15 protein-coding genes are annotated in these 22581 nt (G+C 66.4%); 8 read left to right on the top strand and 7 right to left on the bottom strand.

Annotated features, from left to right (window positions below):
- Positions 1-77: 77 nt before the first annotated feature.
- A complete protein-coding gene (leuD, locus tag L0963_RS01975) occupies positions 78-656 on the top strand; it encodes a 3-isopropylmalate dehydratase small subunit (protein WP_186402948.1) in 579 nt (192 codons plus the stop codon).
- Here the strand turns inward: leuD and leuC are convergent.
- The gene (gene leuC, locus L0963_RS01970) at positions 653-2080 is read right to left on the bottom strand and encodes a 3-isopropylmalate dehydratase large subunit (RefSeq protein ID WP_186402947.1); all 1428 of its coding nucleotides are present in this window, start codon (positions 2078-2080) and stop codon (positions 653-655) included. The genes leuD and leuC overlap by 4 nt on opposite strands.
- 410 nt (positions 2081-2490) lie before the next feature.
- On the opposite strand from leuC, the gene L0963_RS01965 reads away from it, so the two are divergent.
- The 3 genes from L0963_RS01965 (at position 2491) to L0963_RS01955 (ending at position 7462) form a co-directional block, all read left to right on the top strand.
- On the top strand, positions 2491-4764 hold the full coding sequence (locus L0963_RS01965) for a TonB-dependent receptor (RefSeq protein ID WP_186402946.1): 2274 nt from the start codon (positions 2491-2493) through the stop codon (positions 4762-4764).
- Positions 4765-4840: 76 nt separating this feature from the next.
- Positions 4841-6541 (top strand): sulfatase-like hydrolase/transferase, encoded by a 1701-nt coding sequence (locus L0963_RS01960; RefSeq protein ID WP_186402945.1) that lies wholly within the window; start codon positions 4841-4843, stop codon positions 6539-6541.
- 12 nt (positions 6542-6553) lie between these two features.
- On the top strand, positions 6554-7462 hold the full coding sequence (locus tag L0963_RS01955) for an EamA family transporter (RefSeq protein ID WP_186402944.1): 909 nt from the start codon (positions 6554-6556) through the stop codon (positions 7460-7462).
- A gap of 1 nt (position 7463) precedes the next feature.
- Here the strand turns inward: L0963_RS01955 and L0963_RS01950 are convergent, their stop codons facing one another.
- From L0963_RS01950 to L0963_RS01940, 3 genes are read right to left on the bottom strand one after another with little or no spacing between them, the layout of a single operon-like run.
- Positions 7464-8552 (bottom strand): alpha/beta fold hydrolase, encoded by a 1089-nt coding sequence (locus tag L0963_RS01950; protein ID WP_186402943.1) that lies wholly within the window; start codon positions 8550-8552, stop codon positions 7464-7466.
- Positions 8553-8564: 12 nt separating this feature from the next.
- Entirely contained in the window at positions 8565-9269 is a 705-nt protein-coding gene (gene hutC, locus L0963_RS01945) for a histidine utilization repressor (protein WP_217372685.1), read from the bottom strand.
- Complete coding sequence (locus L0963_RS01940) at positions 9266-10621, bottom strand: formimidoylglutamate deiminase (RefSeq protein ID WP_186402941.1); 1356 nt, start codon at positions 10619-10621, stop codon at positions 9266-9268. The genes hutC and L0963_RS01940 overlap by 4 nt, the downstream gene beginning before the upstream one ends.
- Positions 10622-10706: 85 nt before the next feature.
- Here L0963_RS01940 and hutI point away from each other — a divergent pair, with 85 nt between their 5' ends.
- From hutI to hutU, 4 genes are read left to right on the top strand one after another with little or no spacing between them, the layout of a single operon-like run.
- Positions 10707-11912 (top strand): imidazolonepropionase, encoded by a 1206-nt coding sequence (gene hutI / locus L0963_RS01935; protein WP_186402940.1) that lies wholly within the window; start codon positions 10707-10709, stop codon positions 11910-11912.
- Positions 11891-13438 carry a histidine ammonia-lyase gene (gene hutH / locus L0963_RS01930; RefSeq protein WP_267960441.1) on the top strand — a complete coding sequence of 516 codons (1548 nt, stop codon included), beginning with the start codon at positions 11891-11893 and terminating at the stop codon, positions 13436-13438. The genes hutI and hutH overlap by 22 nt, the downstream gene beginning before the upstream one ends.
- Positions 13438-14241: an N-formylglutamate deformylase gene (gene hutG / locus L0963_RS01925; protein WP_186402938.1), complete on the top strand. Its 804-nt coding sequence runs from the start codon at positions 13438-13440 to the stop codon at positions 14239-14241. The genes hutH and hutG overlap by 1 nt, the downstream gene beginning before the upstream one ends.
- A complete protein-coding gene (gene hutU / locus L0963_RS01920; protein ID WP_186402937.1) occupies positions 14238-15902 on the top strand; it encodes a urocanate hydratase in 1665 nt (554 codons plus the stop codon). Before hutG ends, hutU begins: the two co-directional genes overlap by 4 nt.
- Here the strand turns inward: hutU and L0963_RS01915 are convergent.
- From L0963_RS01915 to pgmB, 3 genes are all read right to left on the bottom strand, one after another.
- Positions 15899-17146 carry an MFS transporter gene (locus L0963_RS01915; RefSeq protein ID WP_186402936.1) on the bottom strand — a complete coding sequence of 416 codons (1248 nt, stop codon included), beginning with the start codon at positions 17144-17146 and terminating at the stop codon, positions 15899-15901. The two genes, hutU and L0963_RS01915, sit on opposite strands and share 4 nt — an antisense overlap.
- A gap of 65 nt (positions 17147-17211) precedes the next feature.
- The gene (locus tag L0963_RS01910; protein ID WP_062901833.1) at positions 17212-19581 is read right to left on the bottom strand and encodes a TonB-dependent siderophore receptor; all 2370 of its coding nucleotides are present in this window, start codon (positions 19579-19581) and stop codon (positions 17212-17214) included.
- 14 nt (positions 19582-19595) lie between these two features.
- A complete protein-coding gene (pgmB, locus tag L0963_RS01905; RefSeq protein ID WP_234178512.1) occupies positions 19596-22508 on the bottom strand; it encodes a beta-phosphoglucomutase in 2913 nt (970 codons plus the stop codon).
- Positions 22509-22581 lie beyond the last annotated feature (73 nt).

Below are 22581 nucleotides of genomic sequence, written 5' to 3'. Positions count from 1 at the left end.
TTCGATATACCAATATCATTGGACAGGGAGGGGCAACCCATATACTTAGCTTTCTAAGTTATGGAAAGGATAATCGGATGTTCGACCGGCTGACCGCCGTGGCGGCGCCGCTGCCGATCGCCAACGTCGATACCGACATGGTCATTCCGGCGCGCTTCATGAAGGCCCTGTCACGCACCGGACTGGGGCGGCATCTGTTCCAGGAATTGCGCTACACGCCCGATGGCTTGGAGCGTGAGGATTTCGTCCTGAACCGCGGCGCAACCCGCGGCGCGCAGATATTGATCGCCGACCGCAATTTCGGCTGCGGCTCGTCGCGCGAACATGCGGTATGGGCGCTCCGCGACTTCGGTATCCGCTGCGTGATCGCGCCGAGCTTCGGCGATATTTTTTCGAACAATGCGCGCAAAAACGGCCTGCTGCTGATCCGGCTGCCCGCCGCAATCTGCGACCGGCTGCGCGACGAGGTCGCGCTCGCGCAATTCGCGCCGATGACCGTCGACCTGGTCGAGCAGCGCCTCACCCTGGCGTCGGGTGAAGGCATCGATTTTGCCATCGACCCCGACGATCGCCGCACGCTGCTGGACGGACGCGACGACATCGCGCGCACCTTGCGGCACGAGGCCGCGATCACCCGTTTCGAAACGGCGGCCTAGCCCGTTCCTTCATCGGTCAGGATCGCCGGATCGGCGATGCAACCGGCAATCGCGCTCGCCGCCGCGAGCGCGGGGCTCATCAGGTGGGTGCGGCCGCCGCGCCCCTGCCGATTCTCGAAATTGCGGTTCGACGTCGCGGCGCAGCGTTCGCCGGGCAAAAGGCGGTCCGCGTTCATCCCGACGCACATCGAACAGCCGGGCTCGCGCCAGTCGAAGCCCGCTGCGCGCAGGATGCGGTCGATCCCTTCCGCCTCGGCCTGTCGCTTGACCAGCCCCGACCCCGGCACGACCATGGCGCGCACATGATCCGCGACCCGGCGCCCCTCGACCACCGCCGCGACGACGCGCAGATCTTCGATGCGGCTGTTGGTACAGCTTCCGATGAAAACGCGATCGATCGGGGTCCCGGCGATCGGGCGGCCCGGCGTCAGGCCCATATAGGCGAGCGCGCGCTCGGCAACCGCGCGCGCATCGGGATCGGCCAGGCAAGCCGGATCGGGTATGACGCCGTCGATCGCAATCACCTGCGACGGATTGGTGCCCCAACTGACCATCGGCCCGACCGCGTCGGCATCAATGCGCAATTCGCGGTCGAAGACGGCCCCGGCATCGGTCGGCAAGGCGCGCCAGCGCGCCAGTGCCGCGGTCCAGGCATCGCCCTTCGGCACCGCCGGCCGATCCGCGAGATAGGCGAAGGTCGTGTCGTCGGGCGCGATCAATCCGGCGCGCGCGCCCATTTCGATGCTGAGATTGCACAGCGTCATCCGCGCTTCCATCGACAGCGCCCCGATCGCGCTGCCCGCATATTCGATGACATGCCCCGTCGCCCCGTCGACGCCAATCGCCGCGAGCAGATGCAGCGCCAGATCCTTTGCCTGGACATGGGGACGCAGCACGCCGTCGACGGTGATCCGCATGTTGCGCGAACGGCGCTGGCGGATCGTCTGCGTCGCCAGCACATGTTCGACTTCAGAGGTGCCGATGCCGAAGGCGAGCGCGCCGAACGCGCCGTGCGTCGACGTGTGGCTGTCGCCGCACACGATCGTCATGCCGGGCTGCGAGCGCCCCTGTTCGGGGCCGACGACATGGACGATGCCGCCGCGCGGGTCGCCCATGGCGAAATTCTCGATGCCGTGCCGCGCCGTGTTGCTGACCAGCGCCTCGAGCTGCGCGCGCGCTTCGATATCGGCCACTCCGGCGGGCCCGGCGGCCTGTCCTTCGGTCGGGACATTATGATCCGACAGCGCGAGCGCCCGCTCGGGCCGGCGGACCCCCCGCCCCGCCTCCTCGAGCGCGGCGAAGGCCTGCGGCGACGTCACTTCGTGCAGCAGGTGCAGATCGACATAGAGCAGGGTTTCACCATCGTCCTCGGCAACGGCGTGGGCGTCCCATATCTTGTCGTAAAGCGTGCGCGGGCCGGTCATCGATGCGGCGCCCGCACCGCGCCCGGATTTTCGAAAGACGTCACCCTGTCCTTGCTCCCCGCCGGGTAGATCCTCACTACCGCCATTTACTTAGGATTCTAACTTATATGGTGAGCGAGCACGTCAAATCAAGCGGTTTTGCGTGGCAGCCGCATGTCACAGAATCATAATACTTAGTAGTTGAAGTATTTTTCAATCCTGCTAAGCATGCGGTGGGAACGGAGGATAGAGTCGCTCCACCGGCACGATATTCGGGCACAAGACGATGCCCGGCGCCGGCGGCAAAATGGGCAATCTGCCACAGCATCACCCCGTTTCATGGACTGACAAGGCCGGATGCGAACCCGCATTTCCGCCGCGCTGGCGCGCGCGGGAACGGGATCGGTGCGGCCACCATGTGGGAGGATATGATGACGACGCGCTTGTTCCTGCTTTCGACCGCCATGGTCGCGGTTGGCACCACACCGACGGCGGCGCATGCCCAGACCGGCGAAACCGCCGCGGCGGAAGAAGTCGCCACCGGCGCCGAAGACAATAGCTATGGCGACATCGTCGTCACCGCACAGCGCCGCAGCGAAAGCGTGCAGAATGTCCCGATCGCGATTTCGGCCTTCAATGCCGAGATGGTCGAAGCGAGCGGCAGCACCAATATCACCAGCCTCAACGGCCTCGCGCCCAATGTGGTGCTGCAGACGCAGGGCCTCGTCGCCAATGTGCCGATGATCTCGATCCGCGGCATGAGCACCGCCGATCCCGATCCCAACGCCGACCCCAAGGTCAGCACGATCATCGACGGCGTCTATATTCCCTTCGTGTCGAGCACGATGCTCGACCTGTTCGACGTCGAACGGATCGAGGTGCTGAAGGGACCGCAGGGCGTGCTGTTCGGCAAGAACAACCTTGCCGGCACGATCAACGTCATCACCGCGCGCCCGACCGACGATTTCGGGGGCGAAGCGCGCGTCAGCCTGGGATCCTACGGGCTCAAGCAGTTCCGCGGCAAGCTCAACAGCGGCCGCTTCGCCGATGGCGCGCTGGCCGCCAAAATCTCGGTCAATTTCCGCGACTATGACGGCTACAGCCGCAACGTCATCACCGGCAACCGTCTTAACGGCGCCAATGTGAAGGCGGTGCGCGGCGCGCTCAATTATGATCATGGCGGGCCGTTCGATTCGACGCTGATCGTCGACTGGCTGAAGCAAAAGACGACCGGTCCGGCGCCGCACGTCCTCGACAATGGCGATCCCAATTGGGATCTGCTGCCCGACGCGGTGAAGACCGACGTGCGCAAGGCGGCGGTGCTGTTCGATCCCTATGCCAACACCGAAAGCTATGGCGGATCCTGGTCGTCGAACCTCGACGTGGGCTGGGGCACGATCAGTTCGGTTCTCGGCTATCGTCACCTCACCTATATCACCCGCGGCGACTTCGACGGGCTGATCAATCCGGCGCCGCAGCTCGACGTGACCCGCGACTTTTCGGGCGAATCCAAAAGCGCAGAGCTGCGCTACGTGTCGCCGGCCGGCGAGCCCGTCGATTTCGTCGTCGGCCTCTATTATCAGGCCGACAAATGGCGTCAGTTCAACACGGTGCTCGCCACCCCGACCACGACGACGCTCGCGCAGCTTCATCAGGACACGCAGAGCTATGCGATGTTCGCGCTCGTCAACGCCCATCCGGTCGAGGGGCTGACGCTGTCGCTCGGCGGGCGCTACAGCCACGACCGCAAGAAATATGACATCGCCTCGCAGGTGTTCGTCAACGGCAACCAGGCCTCGTCCTTCACGAGCAGCCTGAAGGCGTCATGGGCCGAATTCACGCCGCGCCTGACCGCCGAATATCGCTTCTCGCCCGCCGCCATGGTCTACGCCAACTATTCGCAAGGGTATAAATCGGGCGGATTCAACTCGCGCGGGACGATCCCCGAGAATATCGGTCCCTATAACCCCGAACGCGTCAACGCGTTCGAAATCGGCGCCAAGACCGACTTGTTCGACCGGTTGCTGCGCTTCAACGTGTCGGGCTTCATCAACAAGTATCGCGATCTGCAAAGCTCGGTGACGAAGATGGGAGCGGTACGGGCGGAGAATATCACGACCAACATCGCTGCCGCCAAAATATCGGGCTTCGAAGTCGAAACGCTGCTGCGCCCCGCCGCCAATTTCACCATCGGCGCGAACCTTGCCTATCTGCATGCGCGCTATACCGATTTCTGCGCGGACACAAACGGGGTCTTCACCAACGGCGCACCCGAACCCGGCCAGTGCGGGCCGGCGGTCCCGATCCTGATCAACGGGGTGCCGAACGGAACCTTCGCCGTCCCGACCGATTCGAGCGGCCTCGACCTCGCCAATGCACCCAAATGGAGCGGCAGCCTGTCGGTCGATTATGCCATTCCGATGTCGTTCGGCGCGATCAAGCTGCACAGCGACGCGCGCTATTCGTCGCGCTTCAACACCTGGGGCCGCAGCAACCTTCCCGGCTATTACCGGGACGAGGTGGTGCTGCTCAACGCCAGCATCGCGGTCGCGGGACAGGACGACAAATGGAAGGTGACGCTCTACGGCACCAACCTGACCGATCAGGAGGTGATTTCGGGCGCCACCAACGCCGGCGCGACCCCGATCTCGCAATTCTATCAGCCGCCGCGTGAATTCGGGGTGGACCTGTCGTTCAAATTCTGACGCAATCCGTCCGCGGCGCTTCCTTGCCGAAGCGCCGCGGATCGCATTTCGGGACTGCTGGCCAAGGGAGATTGAGATGGCTTGGGATGTGAACCGCCGCACGTTCGTCGGGGGAATGGGGGCGCTCGCCGCCGCGGGTCTCTCGATGCCGACCTATGCGAAGAACGGCAAGAAGCTCAACGTCCTGATGATCGTCACCGATCAGGAACAGAGCGTCGCCAGCTATCCCGAGGGCCTGCTCGAAAAGCTCCCCGCGCACCGCGAACTGATGGAACGCGGGATGCTCGTCGAAAATTATCATGTGCACACGACCCCCTGCACCCCGTCGCGCTCGACGATCTTTCAGGCGCACCATACGCAGCAGACGGGCCTGTTCCTCAACAGCGACAACGCCCCCTATCCGGTGGCGGCGGAAACCATGCCGACGCTCGGCCACATGATGCAGGCGGCGGGCTATTACACCAGCTACAAGGGCAAATGGCATCTCAGCCGGATCAATTACGAACGCAACTGGACGCGGATTCCGGGCGGCATCTATCCGACGACCGAAAATGCCATGGAGAAATACGGCTTCCACGATTACGGCTTCGACGGCGAGGAAGTCGGGCTGACATGGGATGGCTACAAGGCCGACATGTATGTCGCGGGCGACGCGGCGCGCGCGATCTTCGACTATGCGCGCAACGACAAGGCTGGCGGCAAGCCGTGGTTCCAGGTCGTCGGTCTGGTCAATCCGCACGACATCATGTTCTATGACGCGACGGGCAAGCAGGCCGAAAGCCGCCCCGATCCGAACATATTGGGGCCGCTGCGCCGCGAACCCGGCGATCCGATCTACGAGGTCGACAACAAGTTCGACCTGCCCGAAAGCTTCAGCAAGGACGATCTGTCGACGAAGCCCGAGGCGCATCGCGCGATCGTACGGCTGAACGACGTCTTCTACGGCAAGATGGCGCACGACGATCTCGCCTCGTGGCACCGCTTCAACAATTATTACTATAACTGCCTGCGCGACGTCGATCGTCGGCTCGGCCAGTTGCTCTGGGCGCTCAAGGAAAGCGGCCAGATCGACAATACGATCATCATCTACACCAGCGACCATGGCGAGCGCGCCGCCGCGCACGGGATGCGCCAGAAGGGCGCGACCATGTACCGCGAAGAAACCAATATCCCGATGATCATCGCCCACCCCGATTTCCCCGGTGGGCGGTCGACCAAGGGGCTGATGGGCGCGATCGACATCGCTCCGACGCTGATGACGCTCGCCGGCTTGTCCGCCGACCAACAGCAGAACCGTTTCCCCGGCCTGCCCGGCGTCGACGTGTCGGCGCTGCTCGGATCGCCGACGCTGCCAACGCAGCGCGACAGGACGGGCCACCTCTTCAACTATGCGGTCGTCCATTATTGGGAGCCGACCAAGGACCGCGCCGCCAATCTGCCGAGCGGCGAGCCCGATTACAGCAAGCAATATGACCTGTCGAAGCGCCGCCTGCACCGCGGCGTTCACGATGGCCGCTACAAATTCGCGCGCTATTTCGCGCCGGCGCATCATCACACGCCGACCGACTGGAAGACGCTGGCCGCGATGAACGATCTCGAGCTATACGACACCCACGCCGACCCGGGCGAGATCGTCAATCTGGCGTACGATCCCAAGCAGAAGGCGAATGTGCTGCGGCTCAACAAGATGGTCAACGCGCTGGTCGCGCGCGAGGTGGGCGAAGATGACGGCCGCGAATATCCGGGACCGACGGAGATGTATAATCAGCCTGCCTGACGCCGCCGCCGCATGAACCCCATCTGGCTTCCCGCCTCGCTGTTCGGCGGGCTCTTTCAGGCGTGGCGCACTGCGCTGCAGCAGCGGCTGCGCGCCGAACTGAGCATCAGCGGCGCGGGGCTGGTCCGCTATCTCTACGGCCTCCCCTTCGCGCTCGCCTTTGCGGCCGCCTGGCTCGGCGCGCGCCATGCGGCGCTGCCACCGCTCGGCCTCGCCTTCGCCGGTCTGTCGGCGGTCGGCGCGGTGACCCAGATGGCGGGGACGATCCTGCTCATCACCGCCTTCGGCCACCGGGGCTTCGTCGTCGGCACCGCCTTTTCCAAGACCGAAGCGGTGCAGGCGGCGCTCGTCACCGCATTGTTCCTCGGCGAACATCTGCCGCTGCTTGCCTGGGCGGGTATCGTTGCAGGGGTCGCCGGGGTACTGATCCTCGCGCTTGCGGGACGCGGGCTGACGCTGCGCGAAATTGCGGGCTCGCTCGGTCAGCCGGCGGCGTTGTTCGGGCTCGGCGCGGGGTCGATGTTCGCCTGCGCCGCGGTCGCGATAAAGCTCGCCACTACCGAGCTGCAGGGCGTCGATACGGTGGGATCGGCGCTCGTCACCCTCGTCGTGGTGATGGCGATGCAAAGCGCGCTGCATCTTGCGTGGATCATCGCGCGCGACCGCGACACGCTCGCCGCGGTCGGCCGGACGTGGCGCTCCTCGGCGCAGGTCGGGCTGCTGTCGGCGCTCGGATCGGCGTGCTGGTACACCGGCTTCGCCGCCGCCCCCGCGGCACTGGTCCGCGTCGTCGGGCAAGTCGAGGTGGTGTTCACCATCGCCTTTGCGCATTTCTATCTGCGCGAGCCCGTCCGCTGGCACGAGACGCTGGGGCTGCTGCTGGTTGTCGGCGGCGTGATCCTCGCGCTGCTGTCGACATAATTCAGCGCAGCGGCGGCAATCCGTCCATGATCGCGGTCAGCGCGAGCGCATTTTCGCGCTCCATCGCGCTGTGTCCCGCATTGGTGACGACGTAAGTGGCGGGCTCGCGCCCCGCGTCGCGCAGCGCCGCGACCAGCCGCGACGCCTGCGTCAGCGGACACACCTCATCGAAACGGCCGTGGACGATGTGCACGGGGATGGACGCGAGCGTAGACGCGCCGCCGATCAGATGACCGGGCTCCAGAAACAGGTCGTTTGCAAAGAAATGCGCCTCGATCTGCGCAAAGCATAGCGCGAAGTCGGCGTCGCCGAACTTGCCGGTCGCGCCATGTTCGGGAATCAGGTTGGAAATCTTCCCTTCCCACAGCGACCAGACGAGCGCGGCATGCAGCTGCCGCTCGCGTTCGGCGTCGGTCTGCGGCACCATGTCGAAGATCGCCTTGTACGACGCCATCACATCGCGACGTTCGGCGACCGACAGCACGCCGAGCAGTTCGGCCCATTCGTCAGGATAGTTGATATAGGCGCCGGGCGCGGTCAGCGCATAGGGCGCCTCGTGCCAGGTCGCAGCATTGCCCTGATACAGATAGTCAAGATCCTCGGCCGATCCCAGAAAGATGCCGCGCAGGATCAGGCTGGCGCAATGCTGCGGAAAGGCGATGGCATAGGCCATCGCCAGCGTGCTGCCCCAGCTGCCCCCGAACACATGCATCGGCCCTGCGATGTCCAGCGCATCGCGCAGCCGGTTGATGTCGTCGATCAGGTGCGGCGTATCATTGTGGCGCAGCGCCGCGGCGGGGCCAGCGGCGGCGACATTGGGCTCGCTCTTGCCGCAGCCGCGCTGGTCGAACAGGATGATGCGATAGCGCGCCGGATCGAAAAAACGCGCCATCTCGGGCGAGCAGGCGCCGCCCGGCCCGCCGTGAAGAACCATCACCGGCTCGCCGCCCGCGGCGCCATATTCCTCCCAATAGATGCGGTGCCCCGCCTCGGCATCGACGTCCAGCCAGCCGCTGCGCCGCGGCTCCGCCGCCGGATAACGCCAGCCGTCGCCGATCTTGCTGCTGGTTTCGAGACGCGAAAAATCCATGACCATTCCTCTTCAGGGCCGAAAATGCGCGACGAGCGCGTAGCGGTCGCCCGGATAGACCTGCCGCGCATAGGTGATGCGCTCGGCGCCGCGCCACGTCCAGCGTTCGAGCGCCATGCAGGCCGCGCCCGCCGCGATGCCGAGCGCGACCAGTTCCTTCGCCCCGGCGTTGACCGCGGTGATGCGATGCTCGGCCTCGGTCCAGGGAACATGCGCGAGCAGCCACGATCCCGGCGGCTCGACCGCGAAATCGACCTCGGCCGCGCCGGGCACCGCCGCCAGATTGATAAGGCGCCTCTCGAGCGCATAGGGCCGCCCGCCGGCATGGTGGCGGCACTCGATCGCGAGCACGGAGCCGCCGTCGATCTGGAGCAGGCGCCGATCCTCCTCGTTCGCGGGGCGGATCTCCCGGCGGTCGAGGTCGAGCCGATAATCCGCGCCCTGCTGCGCCACTTCGTCGCGGATGTCGGGGATTTCGAGCGCGGCGCGGTGAATGCGCGGATGCGAAACGAAGGTGCCGGCGCGCTTGCGGCTTTCAATCAACCCCGCCTCGACCAAGGCGCGCAGCGCCCGGTTCACGGTCATCCGCGAACAGCCATAGGTCGCCATCAATTGATGTTCATAGGGGATGCGGTCGCCGGGCTTCCATTCGCCCGACATGATCCGCGCTTCGATATCGCGGCGGATCTGCGCATGGAGAGCGCCGCTCTGCTTCATGCGAGCAGCGCCTGCATCGCGGCCCGATAGCGCGCGTCGATCGCCGCGCGCGCGACATGGCGGCCGCCGGCAACGCATTGGACGCCGCGGCGCCAGACGCAGTCGACCAGCCGCGCCCCACGCCCGAATATCCAGCTATCGAGGATCGCATCGCCGCGCCGCGCGGCGAGCGCGGGGTCGGCCGCAGTCAGGCTGACAAGATCGGCCCCCGCGCCGGTCGCAATGCCGTGCCCCGCCTGGCCGAGCGCCTGTGCCCCGCCCGCCTGCGCCGCCTGGTGGAGCGCGGCGCCGGTCGAACGCCCCGCACCGCCCGCGAGCAGATTGCGGCCGCGATGCGCCAGCCGCTGACCATATTCGAGCAGGCGCAGTTCGGCCGCCGCGTCGATCTCGACATTGGAATCCGAGCCGACCCCGAAGCGGCCACCGCCTGCCAGAAATTCGCGTGCCTGGAACAAACCGTCGCCAAGATTGGCCTCGGTGATCGGGCACAGCCCGAGGACCGCCCCGCTCTGCGCGACCGCGCGCCATTCGGCTTCGGTGACATGCGTCGCGTGAACGAGGCACCAGTCGGCGCCGACCTCGGCGTTCGCCATCAGCCATTCGACCGGCCGCGCGCCGCTCCATGCGCGGCATGCCTCGACCTCGGCGATCTGTTCGGCAATATGGATATGCAGCGGCGCAGCGGCGGCCATCGCGGCAACCGCGGTCAGTTCGGCGGCGGTCACCGCGCGCAGGCTGTGCGGCGCGACGCCGATGATGGCATCGCCCAGCCCCGCAACCGCGGCACGCGAAGCCTCGATCAATGCGGCATAGCTGTCGAGGTCGTTGACGAAGCGCCGCTGCGCCGCAGTCGGCGCCGCGCCGCCGAACCCCGAATGGGCATAGAAGACGGGAAGCAGGGTCAGCCCGATCCCCGTTTCATCGGCCGCCGCCGCAATCGCCTGTGCCATCGCCGCCACATCGCCGTAGGGTCGGCCGTCAGGCGAGTGATGCAGATAATGAAATTCGCCGACGCGGGTAAAACCGCTCTCCAGCATTTCGGCATAAGCGAGCGCCGCGATCGCGCGCATACCGTCGGGATCGAGGCGATCGACGAAGCGATACATGACCTCGCGCCATGTCCAGAAACTGTCGTCGCCTTCGCCCGCGCGCTCGGCAAGGCCCGCCATGCCGCGCTGAAAGGCGTGGCTGTGCAGATTGGGCAGACCGGGGATCAGAATGGCGTGCCGGTCGTCGCCCGGCTGCGGCGGCGCCGCCACCTCGATCGCACCGACATGGCCATCGGCGATCGTCAGCCGGACATTCTCAGCCCAACCCTCCGCCAACCATGCCTGTTCGCACCAAAGCGCCATCGCCTCATCCCGTCTGGACAATCTTCCGCGTTCGGATTTATGTATATACATTATTGAGTCGATGCCACAAGCCGGAGGAGAGGGCATGCGCTGCGATCGCCTGTGGACCAACGCCCGTCTCGCCACGATGCGCGCCGACCTGCCCGGTCTCGGCGTCGTCGAGGGCGGCGCGATCGGTTTGCGCGAAGGCCGGATCGCCTTTGCCGGCCCCGCAGCCGACGCCCCCAATGCCGCCGATGTCATCGACTGCGACGGTCGCTGGATCACCCCCGGGCTGATCGACGCGCACACCCATCTGGTCTTCGCGGGCGACCGCATCGCCGAGTTCGAACTGCGCCAGAAGGGCGCGTCCTATGAAGAGATTGCGCGCGCGGGCGGCGGTATCGCGTCGACGGTGGCGGCGACGCGCGCGGCGAGCGAAGCGGCGCTGGTCCGCAGCGCGCTGCCGCGCCTTGACGCACTGATCGCGGAGGGCGTCACGACGATCGAGATCAAGTCGGGCTATGGCCTGACCCTGACCGACGAAGCGAAGATGCTGCGCGCCGCACGGGCGCTGGGCGACGCGCGCCCGGTCACAGTGCGGACGACCTTTCTCGGCGCCCACGCGCTGCCAGGCGAATTTGTGGGCGACCCCGACGGCTATATCGACTTGCTATGCGAGCAAGTGTTGCCCGCCATCGCGGCCGAAGGGCTCGCCGATGCCGTCGATGCCTTTTGCGAAAATATCGGCTTCACGCCCGCGCAGACCGAACGGATGTTCGCCGCCGCCGCCGCGCAGGGCCTGCCGGTCAAGCTGCATGCCGAGCAGCTTTCCAACCAGCATGGCGCGGCGCTCGCCGCGCGGCATGGCGCGCTGTCGGCCGATCATCTCGAATATCTCGGCGGACCGGGAATTGCCGCGATGCGCGATGCGGGGACGGTCGCAATGCTGCTGCCCGGCGCATTTTACTTCCTTCGCGAAACGAAGCTGCCGCCCGTGGCGGCGCTGCGCGCGGCGGGCGTGCCGATCGCCCTCGCAACCGATTGCAATCCCGGCACCTCGCCGCTCACCTCGCTGCTGCTGACGATGAACATGGGCGCGGTGCTGTTCGGCCTCACTACCGACGAATGCCTGCTCGGCGTAACGCGCCATGCGGCGCAGGCGCTCGGCCTGTCGGACAGCATCGGCACGATCGAGGCGGGCAAGCGCTGCGACCTTGCGATCTGGGATATCGAACGGCCGTCCGATCTGGTCGGCCGCATGGGCCTCAACCCGCTGCACCAGCGGATATGGATGGGACAGACGACGTGACGCAGATTGTCATCAAGCCGGGCGTCATGACGCTGGCCGACTGGCGGGCCATTTACGAAGGCGCGGCGGCGCGGCTTGCCGCGCCGGCCTGGGACGCGATCGACGCAAGTGCCGCGGCGGTCGCGCGCATCGTCGCGCGCGGCGCCCCGGTCTATGGCATCAACACCGGCTTCGGAAAGCTGGCGAGCGTCCGGATCGCCGACGACGAGCTGTCGATCCTGCAGCGCAACATCGTGCTCAGCCACGCCGCCGGCACCGGCCTCGCTTCACCCACGCCCGTCATCCGCCTGATGATGGCGCTCAAGCTCGCCAGCTTCGGCGTCGGCGCCTCGGGGGTACGGCGCGAAACGGTCGGACTGCTCGAAGCGATGCTGGCCAAGGGCCTCTCCCCCGTTGTCCCGTCGCAGGGTTCGGTCGGCGCAAGCGGCGACCTCGCCCCACTGTCGCATATGGCGGCCGCGATGATCGGCGTCGGCGCGATCGAGGTCGGCGGCAAGATATTGCCCGCGGCCGAGGCCCTTGCCGCCGCCGATCTGGCACCGCTCGAGCTCGGCCCCAAAGAGGGCCTGGCGCTGCTCAACGGCACGCAATTTTCGACCGCCAACGCCCTCGCCGGGCTGTTCCGCGCCGAAACGCTGTTCCAGTCGGCGCTGATCACCGGCGCGCTCTCGACCGAAGCCGCCAAAGGCTCCGACGCGCCGTTCGACGCGCGCATCCACGCGCTGCGCGGTCATGCGGGGCAGCGCGAGGTCGGCGATGCGCTGCGCGGCCTGATGGCGGGTTCGGCGATCCGCGCCTCGCACGCCGAAGACGATCCGCGCGTGCAGGATCCCTATTGCCTCCGCTGTCAGCCGCAGGTGATGGGTGCGGCGCTCGACCTGCTGCGGCAGGCCGGCACGACGCTGCACGTCGAGGCCAATGGCGTTTCGGACAATCCGCTGATCTTCGCCGATAGCGACGAGGCGCTGTCCGGCGGCAATTTCCACGCCGAGCCCGTCGCCTTCGCCGCCGACATGATCGCGCTGGCGCTGTGCGAGATCGGGTCGATCGCCGAACGGCGCATCGCGATGCTCGTCGATCCCGCGCTGTCGGGCCTGCCCGCCTTCCTCACCCCGCGGCCCGGCCTCAATTCGGGCTTCATGATCCCGCAGGTCACCGCCGCCGCGCTGGTCAGCGAGAACAAGCAGCGCGCCTATCCCGCCAGCGTCGATTCGATCCCAACCTCTGCCAATCAGGAGGATCATGTCTCGATGGCGGCGCATGGCGCGCGGCGCCTGCTCGACATGGCCGATAATGTCAGCGCAGTGATCGGCATCGAATTGCTCGCGGCCTGTCAGGGCATCGACTTCCACGCCCCGCTGACATCGAGCGCCGCGCTCGAGGCGGCGCGCAGGCATCTGCGCGCGGTCGTCCCCACGCTCGGCGACGACCGGCATTTCCATCCCGATATGGAAGCCGCGACCGCGCTGATCCGCACCGGCAGCCTTGCAACCGCGGTGGCCGCGGAGCTTCCGGGGATCGGCTGATGGACTGGCTGCGCATCCACCGCGGCGACGCCCCGCTGATCGTCGCCTTCCCGCACGGCGGCACCGATCTTGCGGGCCTCGATGATCAGTTCGTCTCGCCATGGCGCGCGCAGCTCGATACCGACTGGTGGATCGCCGATCTTTACGCCTTCGCGCTCGATCTGGGCGCGACGACGATCGCGACCGCGATCTCGCGCAGCGTGATCGACATGAACCGCGATCCGTCGGGCGCCTCGCTCTATCCGGGGCAGGCGACGACCGAGCTCTGCCCGACGACGACCTTCGACGGCGACCCGCTCTATCGCTTCGGCGCGCCAGACGAGACCGAAGTCGTCCGCCGGCTGGGCCTCTATCACCGCCCGTATCACGATGCGATCGCGGCAGAGATCGAACGACTGAAGGCGCAGCATCGCAAGGTCATTCTTTACGACGCCCATTCGATCCGCAGCCATGTGCCGCGCCTGTTCGACGGCGAATTGCCGCAATTCAACATCGGCACCAACAGCGGCGCGACCTGTGCGCCCGAACTGGAAACCGTGGTTGCAAGCATCTGCGCCGCGAGCGGCCACAGCCATGTCGTCAACGGCCACTTCAAGGGCGGCTGGACAACGCGCCATTACGGCCGCCCCGACGCGGGCATCCACGCGATCCAGATGGAGCTCGCTCAGCGCGGCTATATGGTCGAACCGGCGTCTTTCGACCCCGGCAACTGGCCAAGCCCGCTCGACTCCGATCCCGCGATCCTGCCGACGCTGCAGCAAGTGATCGCCGCGACCCTCGATTTTGCGAAAGGATATCCATGAGCCGCCTCGACAACAGCCGCGTCATCAAGGCACCGACCGGCGACCGGCTCAACGCCAGGAGCTGGCTGACCGAAGCGCCGCTGCGCATGCTGATGAACAATCTTCATCCCGACGTTGCCGAACGCCCCGAGGAACTGGTCGTCTATGGCGGCATCGGCCGCGCCGCGCGCGACTGGGAAAGCTATGACCGCATCGTCGAGACGCTGAAGCGCCTCGAAGACGACGAGACGCTGCTTGTCCAGTCGGGCAAGCCGGTCGGGGTCTTTCGCACCCACCCCGACGCGCCGCGCGTGCTGATCGCGAACAGCAACCTCGTCCCGCATTGGGCGAATTGGGAGCATTTCGGCGAACTCGATAAGCGCGGGCTCGCCATGTACGGGCAGATGACCGCGGGATCGTGGATCTATATCGGCACACAGGGCATCGTGCAGGGGACGTACGAAACCTTCGTCGAAATGGGGCGCCAGCATTATGGCGGCGACCTCGCGGGCAAATGGCTGCTCACCGCCGGGCTTGGCGGTATGGGCGGGGCACAGCCGCTCGCGGCAGTGATGGCGGGCGCATCGTGCCTCGCGATCGAGTGCCAGCCGAGCCGGATCGAGATGCGGCTGCGCACCGGCTATCTCGACGTCGCGGCGCAGACGATCGAGGAAGCGATGGCGATCATCGAAAAGAGCTGCGCCGACAAAAAGCCGGTGTCGGTCGGCCTGCTCGGCAACGCCGCCGAAATCCTGCCCGACCTGTTCGCCCGCGGCATCCGTCCCGATCTTCTGACCGACCAGACGAGCGCGCACGACCCGGTGAACGGCTATCTCCCCATCGGCTGGAGCGTCGCCGAATGGATGGAGAAGCGCGAAAGCGACCCGCAGGCTGTCGCGAAGGCGGCCAAGGCGTCGATGGCGGTGCATGTCCGCGCGATGCTCGATTTTCAGGCCGCGGGCGTGCCGACGACCGATTATGGCAACAATATCCGGCAGGTCGCGAAGGACGAGGGCGTCGAAAATGCCTTCGATTTCCCCGGCTTCGTTCCCGCCTATATCCGCCCGCTCTTCTGCCGCGGCATCGGTCCGTTCCGCTGGGCGGCGCTGTCGGGCGATCCCGAGGACATCTACAAGACCGATGCCAAGGTGAAGGAACTGCTGCCCGACGACGCGCATCTGCACAACTGGCTCGACATGGCGCGTGAGAAGATTCACTTCCAGGGCCTGCCCGCGCGCATCTGCTGGGTCGGGCTCGGCGATCGTCACCGGCTTGGGCTCGCGTTCAACGAGATGGTCGCGTCGGGCGAACTCAAGGCACCCGTGGTCATCGGCCGCGATCATCTCGACTCGGGATCGGTCGCCTCGCCCAACCGCGAAACCGAAGCGATGCGCGACGGGTCGGACGCGGTCAGCGACTGGCCGCTGCTCAACGCGCTCCTCAACACCGCGAGCGGCGCGACCTGGGTGTCGCTGCACCATGGCGGCGGCGTCGGCATGGGCTTTTCGCAGCACAGCGGCATGGTGATCGTCGCCGACGGCACCCCCGATGCGGCCAGGCGGCTCGAACGCGTGCTGTGGAACGACCCCGGCACCGGCGTCATGCGCCACGCCGACGCGGGCTATGACATCGCGATCGACTGCGCGCGCGAAAAGGGACTCGACCTGCCCTCGCTCGGTTAGGCGGGCTGCGCTGTTACCGTTTCTCCGGCACGTATGCGGCGGCGGAGCAGGAACAGCCCGGCGCCGAGAAGGGCCGTCGGCACCAGCATCAGCGTGAAGGCGGTGCGCCCGTCGAGATGCGCGAACAGCGCCCCGGTAATCAGCGACCCGGTCGTGCCGCCAAGCGCCGAAAAGACGACGACCAGCCCCATCAGCGACGGGTGGTGCCGGTTCGGCATCGCGCTCAGCATCACCGAAATGATCGTCGGATAAATGGGCGCGAGCGCGAAGCCGATCATCGGGAAGAGAAAAGCCGCGACCGGCGCATCGCGCCAGCTTTCGATCGGCACCGGACGCAGGCCATCGGCGAGCGGCAGCACGAGGATGATCAGCGCCGCGAGTACGGCCAGGCAGGCATTCAGGACCGGATACCAGTCGAAGCGCGCCATCACCGCGCCGGCGCCGAAACGGCCGAGCGCGATGCACGCCGCGAACAGACTCGCCGCCTGCACGCTCATCTGCGCCGGCAGGTGCAGCACCTCGTTGTTGAAGGTCGGCAGCCAGGTACCGATGCCCTGCTCGATCAGGACAAAGACAAAGGCGCAGACGATGAAGACGAGCACCAGCGGCAGCGCCGCGAGCCGCAGCATCGCGACGAGCGGCGGCCCCTGTTCGTCGGCGGCCTCCTCCCCCGCATGGGTGCGGCGCTCGTCAAGCGATGCAGACAGGATGAAGGCCAGCGCCAGCGCCGGGATCACCGCCAGCACCCAATAGGCGTTGAGCCAGCGCAGGCCCATCGGGTCGATGAAGGCGCTGAACACCCAATAGGACGACAGCACGCCGACCATGAACATGCCTTCGATCAGGCTGGTCAGGCTGGCGTGGTGCCGCGCGTCGTCGGTGACGAGGCCGATCATCGAATAGACGACGACTTTGGCGACCGCGAAGGCCGCGCCGACCATCGCGAAATGCAATTGCGCTGCGCCGAAGCTTCCCGCGAGCGGCATGACCGTACACGCCGCGATCGCGAGGAGCAGCGCCCCGATCAGCGCGTTACGCAGGCCGATGCGCGGCAGATAGCTCGCGGTCAGGAAAGAGACGATCGCAATCGTGATATCCTTGAAACCTTCGAGCGTGCTCGCCTCGGGCTTCGTGACATGAAAGCTGGAAATCGACTGCAGGATCACCGTCCCGACGCTGTTGAGCAGCATCGCGAAGGCGACATAGGTCAGAATCATTGCGGCAATCAAACGCGTGCGGGCCATGCCAAGTCCTTTGCCGCAAAGAGGGGTGGTCGCGAAGAGGCCGCGACCACCCAGGGAGGAATGACCTAGAATTTATAGGCGGCGCTGAAGCGGAACGACCGGCCGAGGATCGGACGGGCATTCAGCACTTCAGCCGCATTCTGGCCCAGCGTGCGCGGATCGCCTTCGGTCAGACCGATCTCGTTGGTCAGATTGTCGGCGGTGACCGCAAAGCTGAGCGCACGGTTGACGTCGACCGTCACGCCGGCATCGATCTTGAAATAATGCGGCAGCGACTGGGTGTTGCCGGTATCCGAGAAGCGATCGCCGATATAGGTGAAGGTCGAATAGACGCCGACCTTGCCGTCGTTGCCGAACGGCAGTTCATAGGCCGGGGTCACGCGCCATTGCCACTTCGGCTGCCGCTGGACGCGGTTGCCGCTGAGGTCGGTCGCACCGTTGTTGGTGAAGAAGTCGCGATATTTGGCGTTGAGCCACGTGCCCGAGAAGGCGAGCGTGAAATTGTCGACCGGCCGAAGCTGTCCTTCCAGCTCGACACCCGTGCTGCGCGCGCCGCCGATCGACGCCTGCGGTGCGCCATTCTGGATGACAGTGGTGACAAGGCCTTCGAACTTCGTGTGGAACAAGGTGGCATAGAGCGACAGCATGTCGGTCCGCACCTTCACCCCGCCTTCGAAATTGTCGACGCGCGGCGAGACGCGGATGCCGTCGCGCAGATTGTCGAAGAAGGGATTGGTGTTGCCGCGGTTGTAACGGACATAGGCGCCGACCGACGACGAGAAGTCGTAGTTCAGGCCCGCCGTCCATGACCAGGCGCCCTTGCTGTACGAAATATTGCGGAAGGTGCCGTCGAGCACCGCGACATTCTGGTCGTAAAGCGTGTTCGGGTCGCCGTCGGCGTCGAGCACGGTCGCGTTGTTTTCCAGCGTGCCGGTTGCCTTGTAATGCTGATAGCGCAAGCCCGCGTCGAAGCGCAGTTCGGGCGTGATCTGGAACTCGTCGACCGCATAAAAGGCATATTCGCGGCCGTCATAGGCGGCGTTGACGTTGAAGAAGCTGCCTTGCGTAAAGCCGCGATCGGTCACGACCCGGCCATCGGCGAGCGTCAGGTTGAGCAGCCGCGCATTGTTTTCGGCAGTCAGCAGCTGGATGTTGCCGAGGTTCCACTGGTCCTTCGACGAAAAGTCGGAGAAATAGGCGCCCAGCGTGAACTTGTTGTTGCCGCTGTCCCATTCGACGTTGAGGTCGTTGGTGAAATCCTCGATCTGCTTGCGCACGATCCAGGTGCCGGCGCGGATCACCTGCTGGCTGCCCGCATTGGCGACCGCATCGCCCCCATTGACATAGGTCAGGCTGCCGATCGTGCTGCCGAGGCTCGCCGCATAGTCGGCGGCCGACATCGCGGTGCTCGCGGGAACCAGTCCGGTCGTATCGGCATCGCCCTTCAGATAGCTTGCGCGATACCGCAGCTGGAGCCCGTCGCCGATCTCGTAATCGAAATTGGTGCCAAGGTTGATCAGCTTGGCGCCGCGACCGTCGCCAAGGTCGGCGCGCGTGCCGTCGGGAAGCACCGACAGGCGCGTTTCGGGGCCGGCGATCACGCCGGTGCCGGGGTCGATATTGCCGAACTGGCGCACCTTGTCGCCGTCGCGGATCACCGGGATCGGCAGCAGCCACTGGCCATGATCGTTGAGATAGCGCGCGAAGACGAGGATCGAACCCTTGTCGAGGTCATGGCGGATATTGGCGGTGATCTGCCCGCCCTTTTCGGCGGTGAAGCCCGGATTGCGGATGCCGTGGCCGCTCGAATAATAGCCGCCGACCATGAAGGTCGTGTTGTCGCCGAGCGGACCCGACAGGCGCAGGTCGCCGCGCATGTCGCCGAAATCGGTGACGCTGGCCTTCACAAGCCCTTCGAATTCGGGGCCGCCCTCTTTCTGGACGAAGTTGACGGTCAGGCCGGGTTGGCCGTTGGCGAACAGCGCGCCGGTGCCGCCGCGCACCGCCTCGACCCGCGCGATCGTTTCGTCGATGCGGATAAGCTGCGTGTTTTCGAGGAACGACAGCGTCGGCGGCGAGAAGAAGGGCACGCCCTGCGTCGTCAGCGTGACGAATTCGGCGTCGCCGCCCGACGGATAGCCGCGCACGAAGATGTTGGCGCCATTCTGGCCGCCCGAGCTTTCGGCCATGACGCCCGGCACGACCTTCAGCAGGTCGGCGGTGCTGTTCGGCGCGGCCTGTTCGATGGCATCGGCCGAAATGCTGGTAATCGCAAAGGCCGCGGCTTGGCGGCTGACCCCGCCGCCGGCGGTGCCGGTTACGACGATTTCATTGCCTGCCGCATCGTCGGCGGGCTGAGGCGCTTCCTGGGCATGGGCCACCGCCGGCAGCGCGATGAGCGCGATCGACGAGAGCAGATAGGTCCGTTTCAACATGGCTGTTCCTCCACTTATCCTGTTTTCTTTGAAAGGTTGCCCGCGCTCGCCGCTTCCCGTTCTGCTGACAGGATCTGGTCGACCGAAAGCGCCCCGATGGCGGGGACGTGCACGTCGGCATCGGGCAGCGCCTCTTCAGACCCGATGCCAATCGCCACCATGCCCGCCGCATGGATGGCTGAAATTCCGGCCTGCGCATCTTCGATACCGATGCAGCGTTCCGGGGGGAGGCCCATGCCGTCGGCACAGGCCAGGAATATGTCGGGCGCCGGCTTGTTCGCCGCGATCGCGCCCGCGTCGGCGATGAAATCGAACTGGTCGGCGATGCCGAGCAACCGAACGACGTGGCCGGCATTGCGGCTCGCCGAGGCGAGGCCGATCTTGATGCCCGCGCTGCGCAGCGCGGCAAAAAGCGCGCGCACGCCGTCGAACAGATTGGCGGGCGAATAAGCGGCCAGCCGCGCGCGGTAGAGCGCATTCTTCTCTGCAAGCATCGCCTCGAAGCGCGCGTCGTCGACCGACGCGCCCGCGCCGTCCAGGATAAGGCGCAGCGATCCCGCGCGATCGACGCCCTTCAGCCGGTCGTTGGCGGCGCGGTCGAAGGCATAGCCATATTGATCGGCCAGCGCCTGCCACGCATGGTAATGATCCTCGGCCGTGTCGGTCAGCACGCCGTCGAGGTCGAAGATCACGCCCTGCACCGCCGGGCGCGCCATCCGGACCGCCGCGTCGGCAAGACGAACCGGGCGGCCGTGATCGACAATATCGACCGGCGCGCCCGACAGGCGGCGATAGGTCGCCCCTTCGGCATCGACCGCAACCTCGATCACGCTGCCGCGCCACATCAGGCGGAAATGATAGCGCGCCCAGCCGGCGGGGATGCGCGGCGCGAAGGCGGGGCAATCGCCGCCGAGCCACAGACCGCCCCAGCCGTGCGCAAGCACGAGCCAGCTTCCCGCAAGCGCCGCCATGTGCAGGCCGTGCGAGGTGTTGCCGTGGCGATTTTCCAGATCGACGAAGGCGGCCTCGCGATGGAAATCGAGCGCCTCCCCATCCTCGCCGAGCCGCGCCGCCACAATTGCGAAGGCCACCGACGACAGCGTCGAATCATGCGCGGTGACGCGGCTGTAATAGTCGAAATTGCGCCGCTGCAACGCGAGCGGCAACGACACGAGATCCATCGCCATCGCCTGCAGCACATTGCCCTGCTTGGCGATTTGGTGCCGGAACAGGATCATCGGGTGATAGCGCATCAGCAGCGGCCCGCGCTCGTCGAGCGGTGCCAGATCAGCCAGCTTCGGCCGTCCCAGAAAGGCGTCGTCCTGCGGGCTTACCCCGGCCTCTGCATCGACCGGCAACCACATCGCCTCGGCGGCGCGGCGCCACATCGCGACTTCTTCGGCGTCGAGGCCGATGGCCTGCGCCAGCGCCGCGAAGGCCGCGGGATCGGTGTGCGCCAGCCAGTCGGCGGTGTCGGCAGCATAGGCAAGGTGCCGCGCCGCGATCGCGTTGGTGTAATAATCATTATCGACGAGCGCCGAATATTCGTCGGGCCCGGTCACGCCATAGATGCAGAAGGCCCCGCCGCGGCGCGGGTCGAAGGCGCCGATCTCGGGCCAGATGCGCGCGGTTTCGAACAGCATTTCGGCCGCAGCGCGGCGGACGTCGCTATCGCCCGTCGCCGCGACATACAGCGCAACGCCATGCGCGATGTCGCCGTTGATATGATATTGCGCCGACCCCGTCGGATAATGTGACGAACATTCGGCCCCGCCGATGGTCCGCCACGGATAGAGCGCGCCGCGCGCATGGCCAATGCCGCGCGCATGCGCCCGCGCCGCCGCAAGCTTGCCGATGCGATACTGCAGCAGGGTGCGCGCCCGGTCGGGCATCTGGAGCGCCAGCACCGGGAGCATGAAGGATTCGGCGTCCCAGAAATAATGGCCCTCATAGCCTTCGCCCGACAGCCCCTTGGCCGCGATACTGTGGTCCGGGTCGCGGCTGGCCGACTGGTGGAGCTGGAACAGGTCGAAACGCAGCGCCTGCGTCAGCGCGTCGTCGCCCGCGATCGCAAAATCGGCATGCGCCCACAATTGGTCGACCGCGCGCTGCTGCGCCGCCGCAATGGCCTCGAACGGCTGCGGTTCGGGCAGCGCATCGATGTCGACCGGGTGGCCGCGGGTGCAGGTCATGGCGACCACCCGGTCGACGCTCAGCGTGCCGCCGGCGACCAACGCGCCGCGCACCATATGGCCGCCGTCGATGCGCACCACCGGCGCATCGAGGCTGGCGACCCGCTGGCGATAGGCGAGTTCGACGGCACCCTGGGCAAACCGGACCACGGAAGGGGTGTCGCCCGGTTCGGAAGGCTGAACGGTCCAGACCGGCCGCAGCCGCCCGGAAATACGCGGATCGTCGGCCGCATCGGCGTTGCCGCCATCGGCATCGGTGCCGAAGATCAGATCGATCTCGATCGTCGCGGCGAAATCCACCGGCGAGACCGACAGACGCGTTGCGACGCAGGCATCGCCGTCCAGCGGAACGATGCGAACGGCCGCAATCTCGATCGTCCGGCCATCGGCGAGACGCCAGCGGGTGCGGCGGCGAAGCTGTCCCCAGGCAAGATCGAGCAGGCTCTCGGCTTCGAGGCGCTCGGCAGCCGCAAAATCGACCGGCGCGCCGTCGATCCGCAGGCGCAGGGCCACCGGGCTCGGGCATTTGATCCGCGTGTCAGTCGCGGTCGCGTAGCCGGGAAAGCTTTCATGATAATCGATCGGGCGGCTGACATAGGCGCCGGGGAGATAGGCGCAGGGCGCAGCGGCGCATTCGTCGGCGACGCCCTCAACGCCGACCAGGCCGTTGGCGAGCGCGAACAGCGCGGCCGCCTGATCGCCGACGGCGTCGCCGCCGTGTCGGACAAGCCGCATCGTATCAGAAGCTGCGCTGGAAATTGCCACTGTCATCCTCACCCGCGGCGCACGCTCGGCCGGCGCGCGCTCC

Origin of the sequence: Sphingopyxis sp. NFH-91, assembly GCF_021401285.1 — a bacterium.
GTDB classification, from domain to species: domain Bacteria; phylum Pseudomonadota; class Alphaproteobacteria; order Sphingomonadales; family Sphingomonadaceae; genus Sphingopyxis; species Sphingopyxis terrae_A.
Note: the sequence above shows the minus strand (reverse complement) of the source record. Positions and strands in the feature narration are given on the sequence as shown.

Coding starts and splice junctions, on each gene's coding strand:
- leuD (WP_186402948.1), top strand. CDS start 78: ATGTTCGACCGGCTGACCGCCGTGGCGGCGCCGCTGCCGATCGCCAAC.
- leuC (WP_186402947.1), bottom strand. CDS start 2,080: ATGACCGGCCCGCGCACGCTTTACGACAAGATATGGGACGCCCACGCC.
- L0963_RS01965 (WP_186402946.1), top strand. CDS start 2,491: ATGACGACGCGCTTGTTCCTGCTTTCGACCGCCATGGTCGCGGTTGGC.
- L0963_RS01960 (WP_186402945.1), top strand. CDS start 4,841: ATGGCTTGGGATGTGAACCGCCGCACGTTCGTCGGGGGAATGGGGGCG.
- L0963_RS01955 (WP_186402944.1), top strand. CDS start 6,554: ATGAACCCCATCTGGCTTCCCGCCTCGCTGTTCGGCGGGCTCTTTCAG.
- L0963_RS01950 (WP_186402943.1), bottom strand. CDS start 8,552: ATGGATTTTTCGCGTCTCGAAACCAGCAGCAAGATCGGCGACGGCTGG.
- hutC (WP_217372685.1), bottom strand. CDS start 9,269: ATGAAGCAGAGCGGCGCTCTCCATGCGCAGATCCGCCGCGATATCGAA.
- L0963_RS01940 (WP_186402941.1), bottom strand. CDS start 10,621: ATGGCGCTTTGGTGCGAACAGGCATGGTTGGCGGAGGGTTGGGCTGAG.
- hutI (WP_186402940.1), top strand. CDS start 10,707: ATGCGCTGCGATCGCCTGTGGACCAACGCCCGTCTCGCCACGATGCGC.
- hutH (WP_267960441.1), top strand. CDS start 11,891: ATGGATGGGACAGACGACGTGACGCAGATTGTCATCAAGCCGGGCGTC.
- hutG (WP_186402938.1), top strand. CDS start 13,438: ATGGACTGGCTGCGCATCCACCGCGGCGACGCCCCGCTGATCGTCGCC.
- hutU (WP_186402937.1), top strand. CDS start 14,238: ATGAGCCGCCTCGACAACAGCCGCGTCATCAAGGCACCGACCGGCGAC.
- L0963_RS01915 (WP_186402936.1), bottom strand. CDS start 17,146: ATGGCCCGCACGCGTTTGATTGCCGCAATGATTCTGACCTATGTCGCC.
- L0963_RS01910 (WP_062901833.1), bottom strand. CDS start 19,581: ATGTTGAAACGGACCTATCTGCTCTCGTCGATCGCGCTCATCGCGCTG.
- pgmB (WP_234178512.1), bottom strand. CDS start 22,508: ATGCGGCTTGTCCGACACGGCGGCGACGCCGTCGGCGATCAGGCGGCC.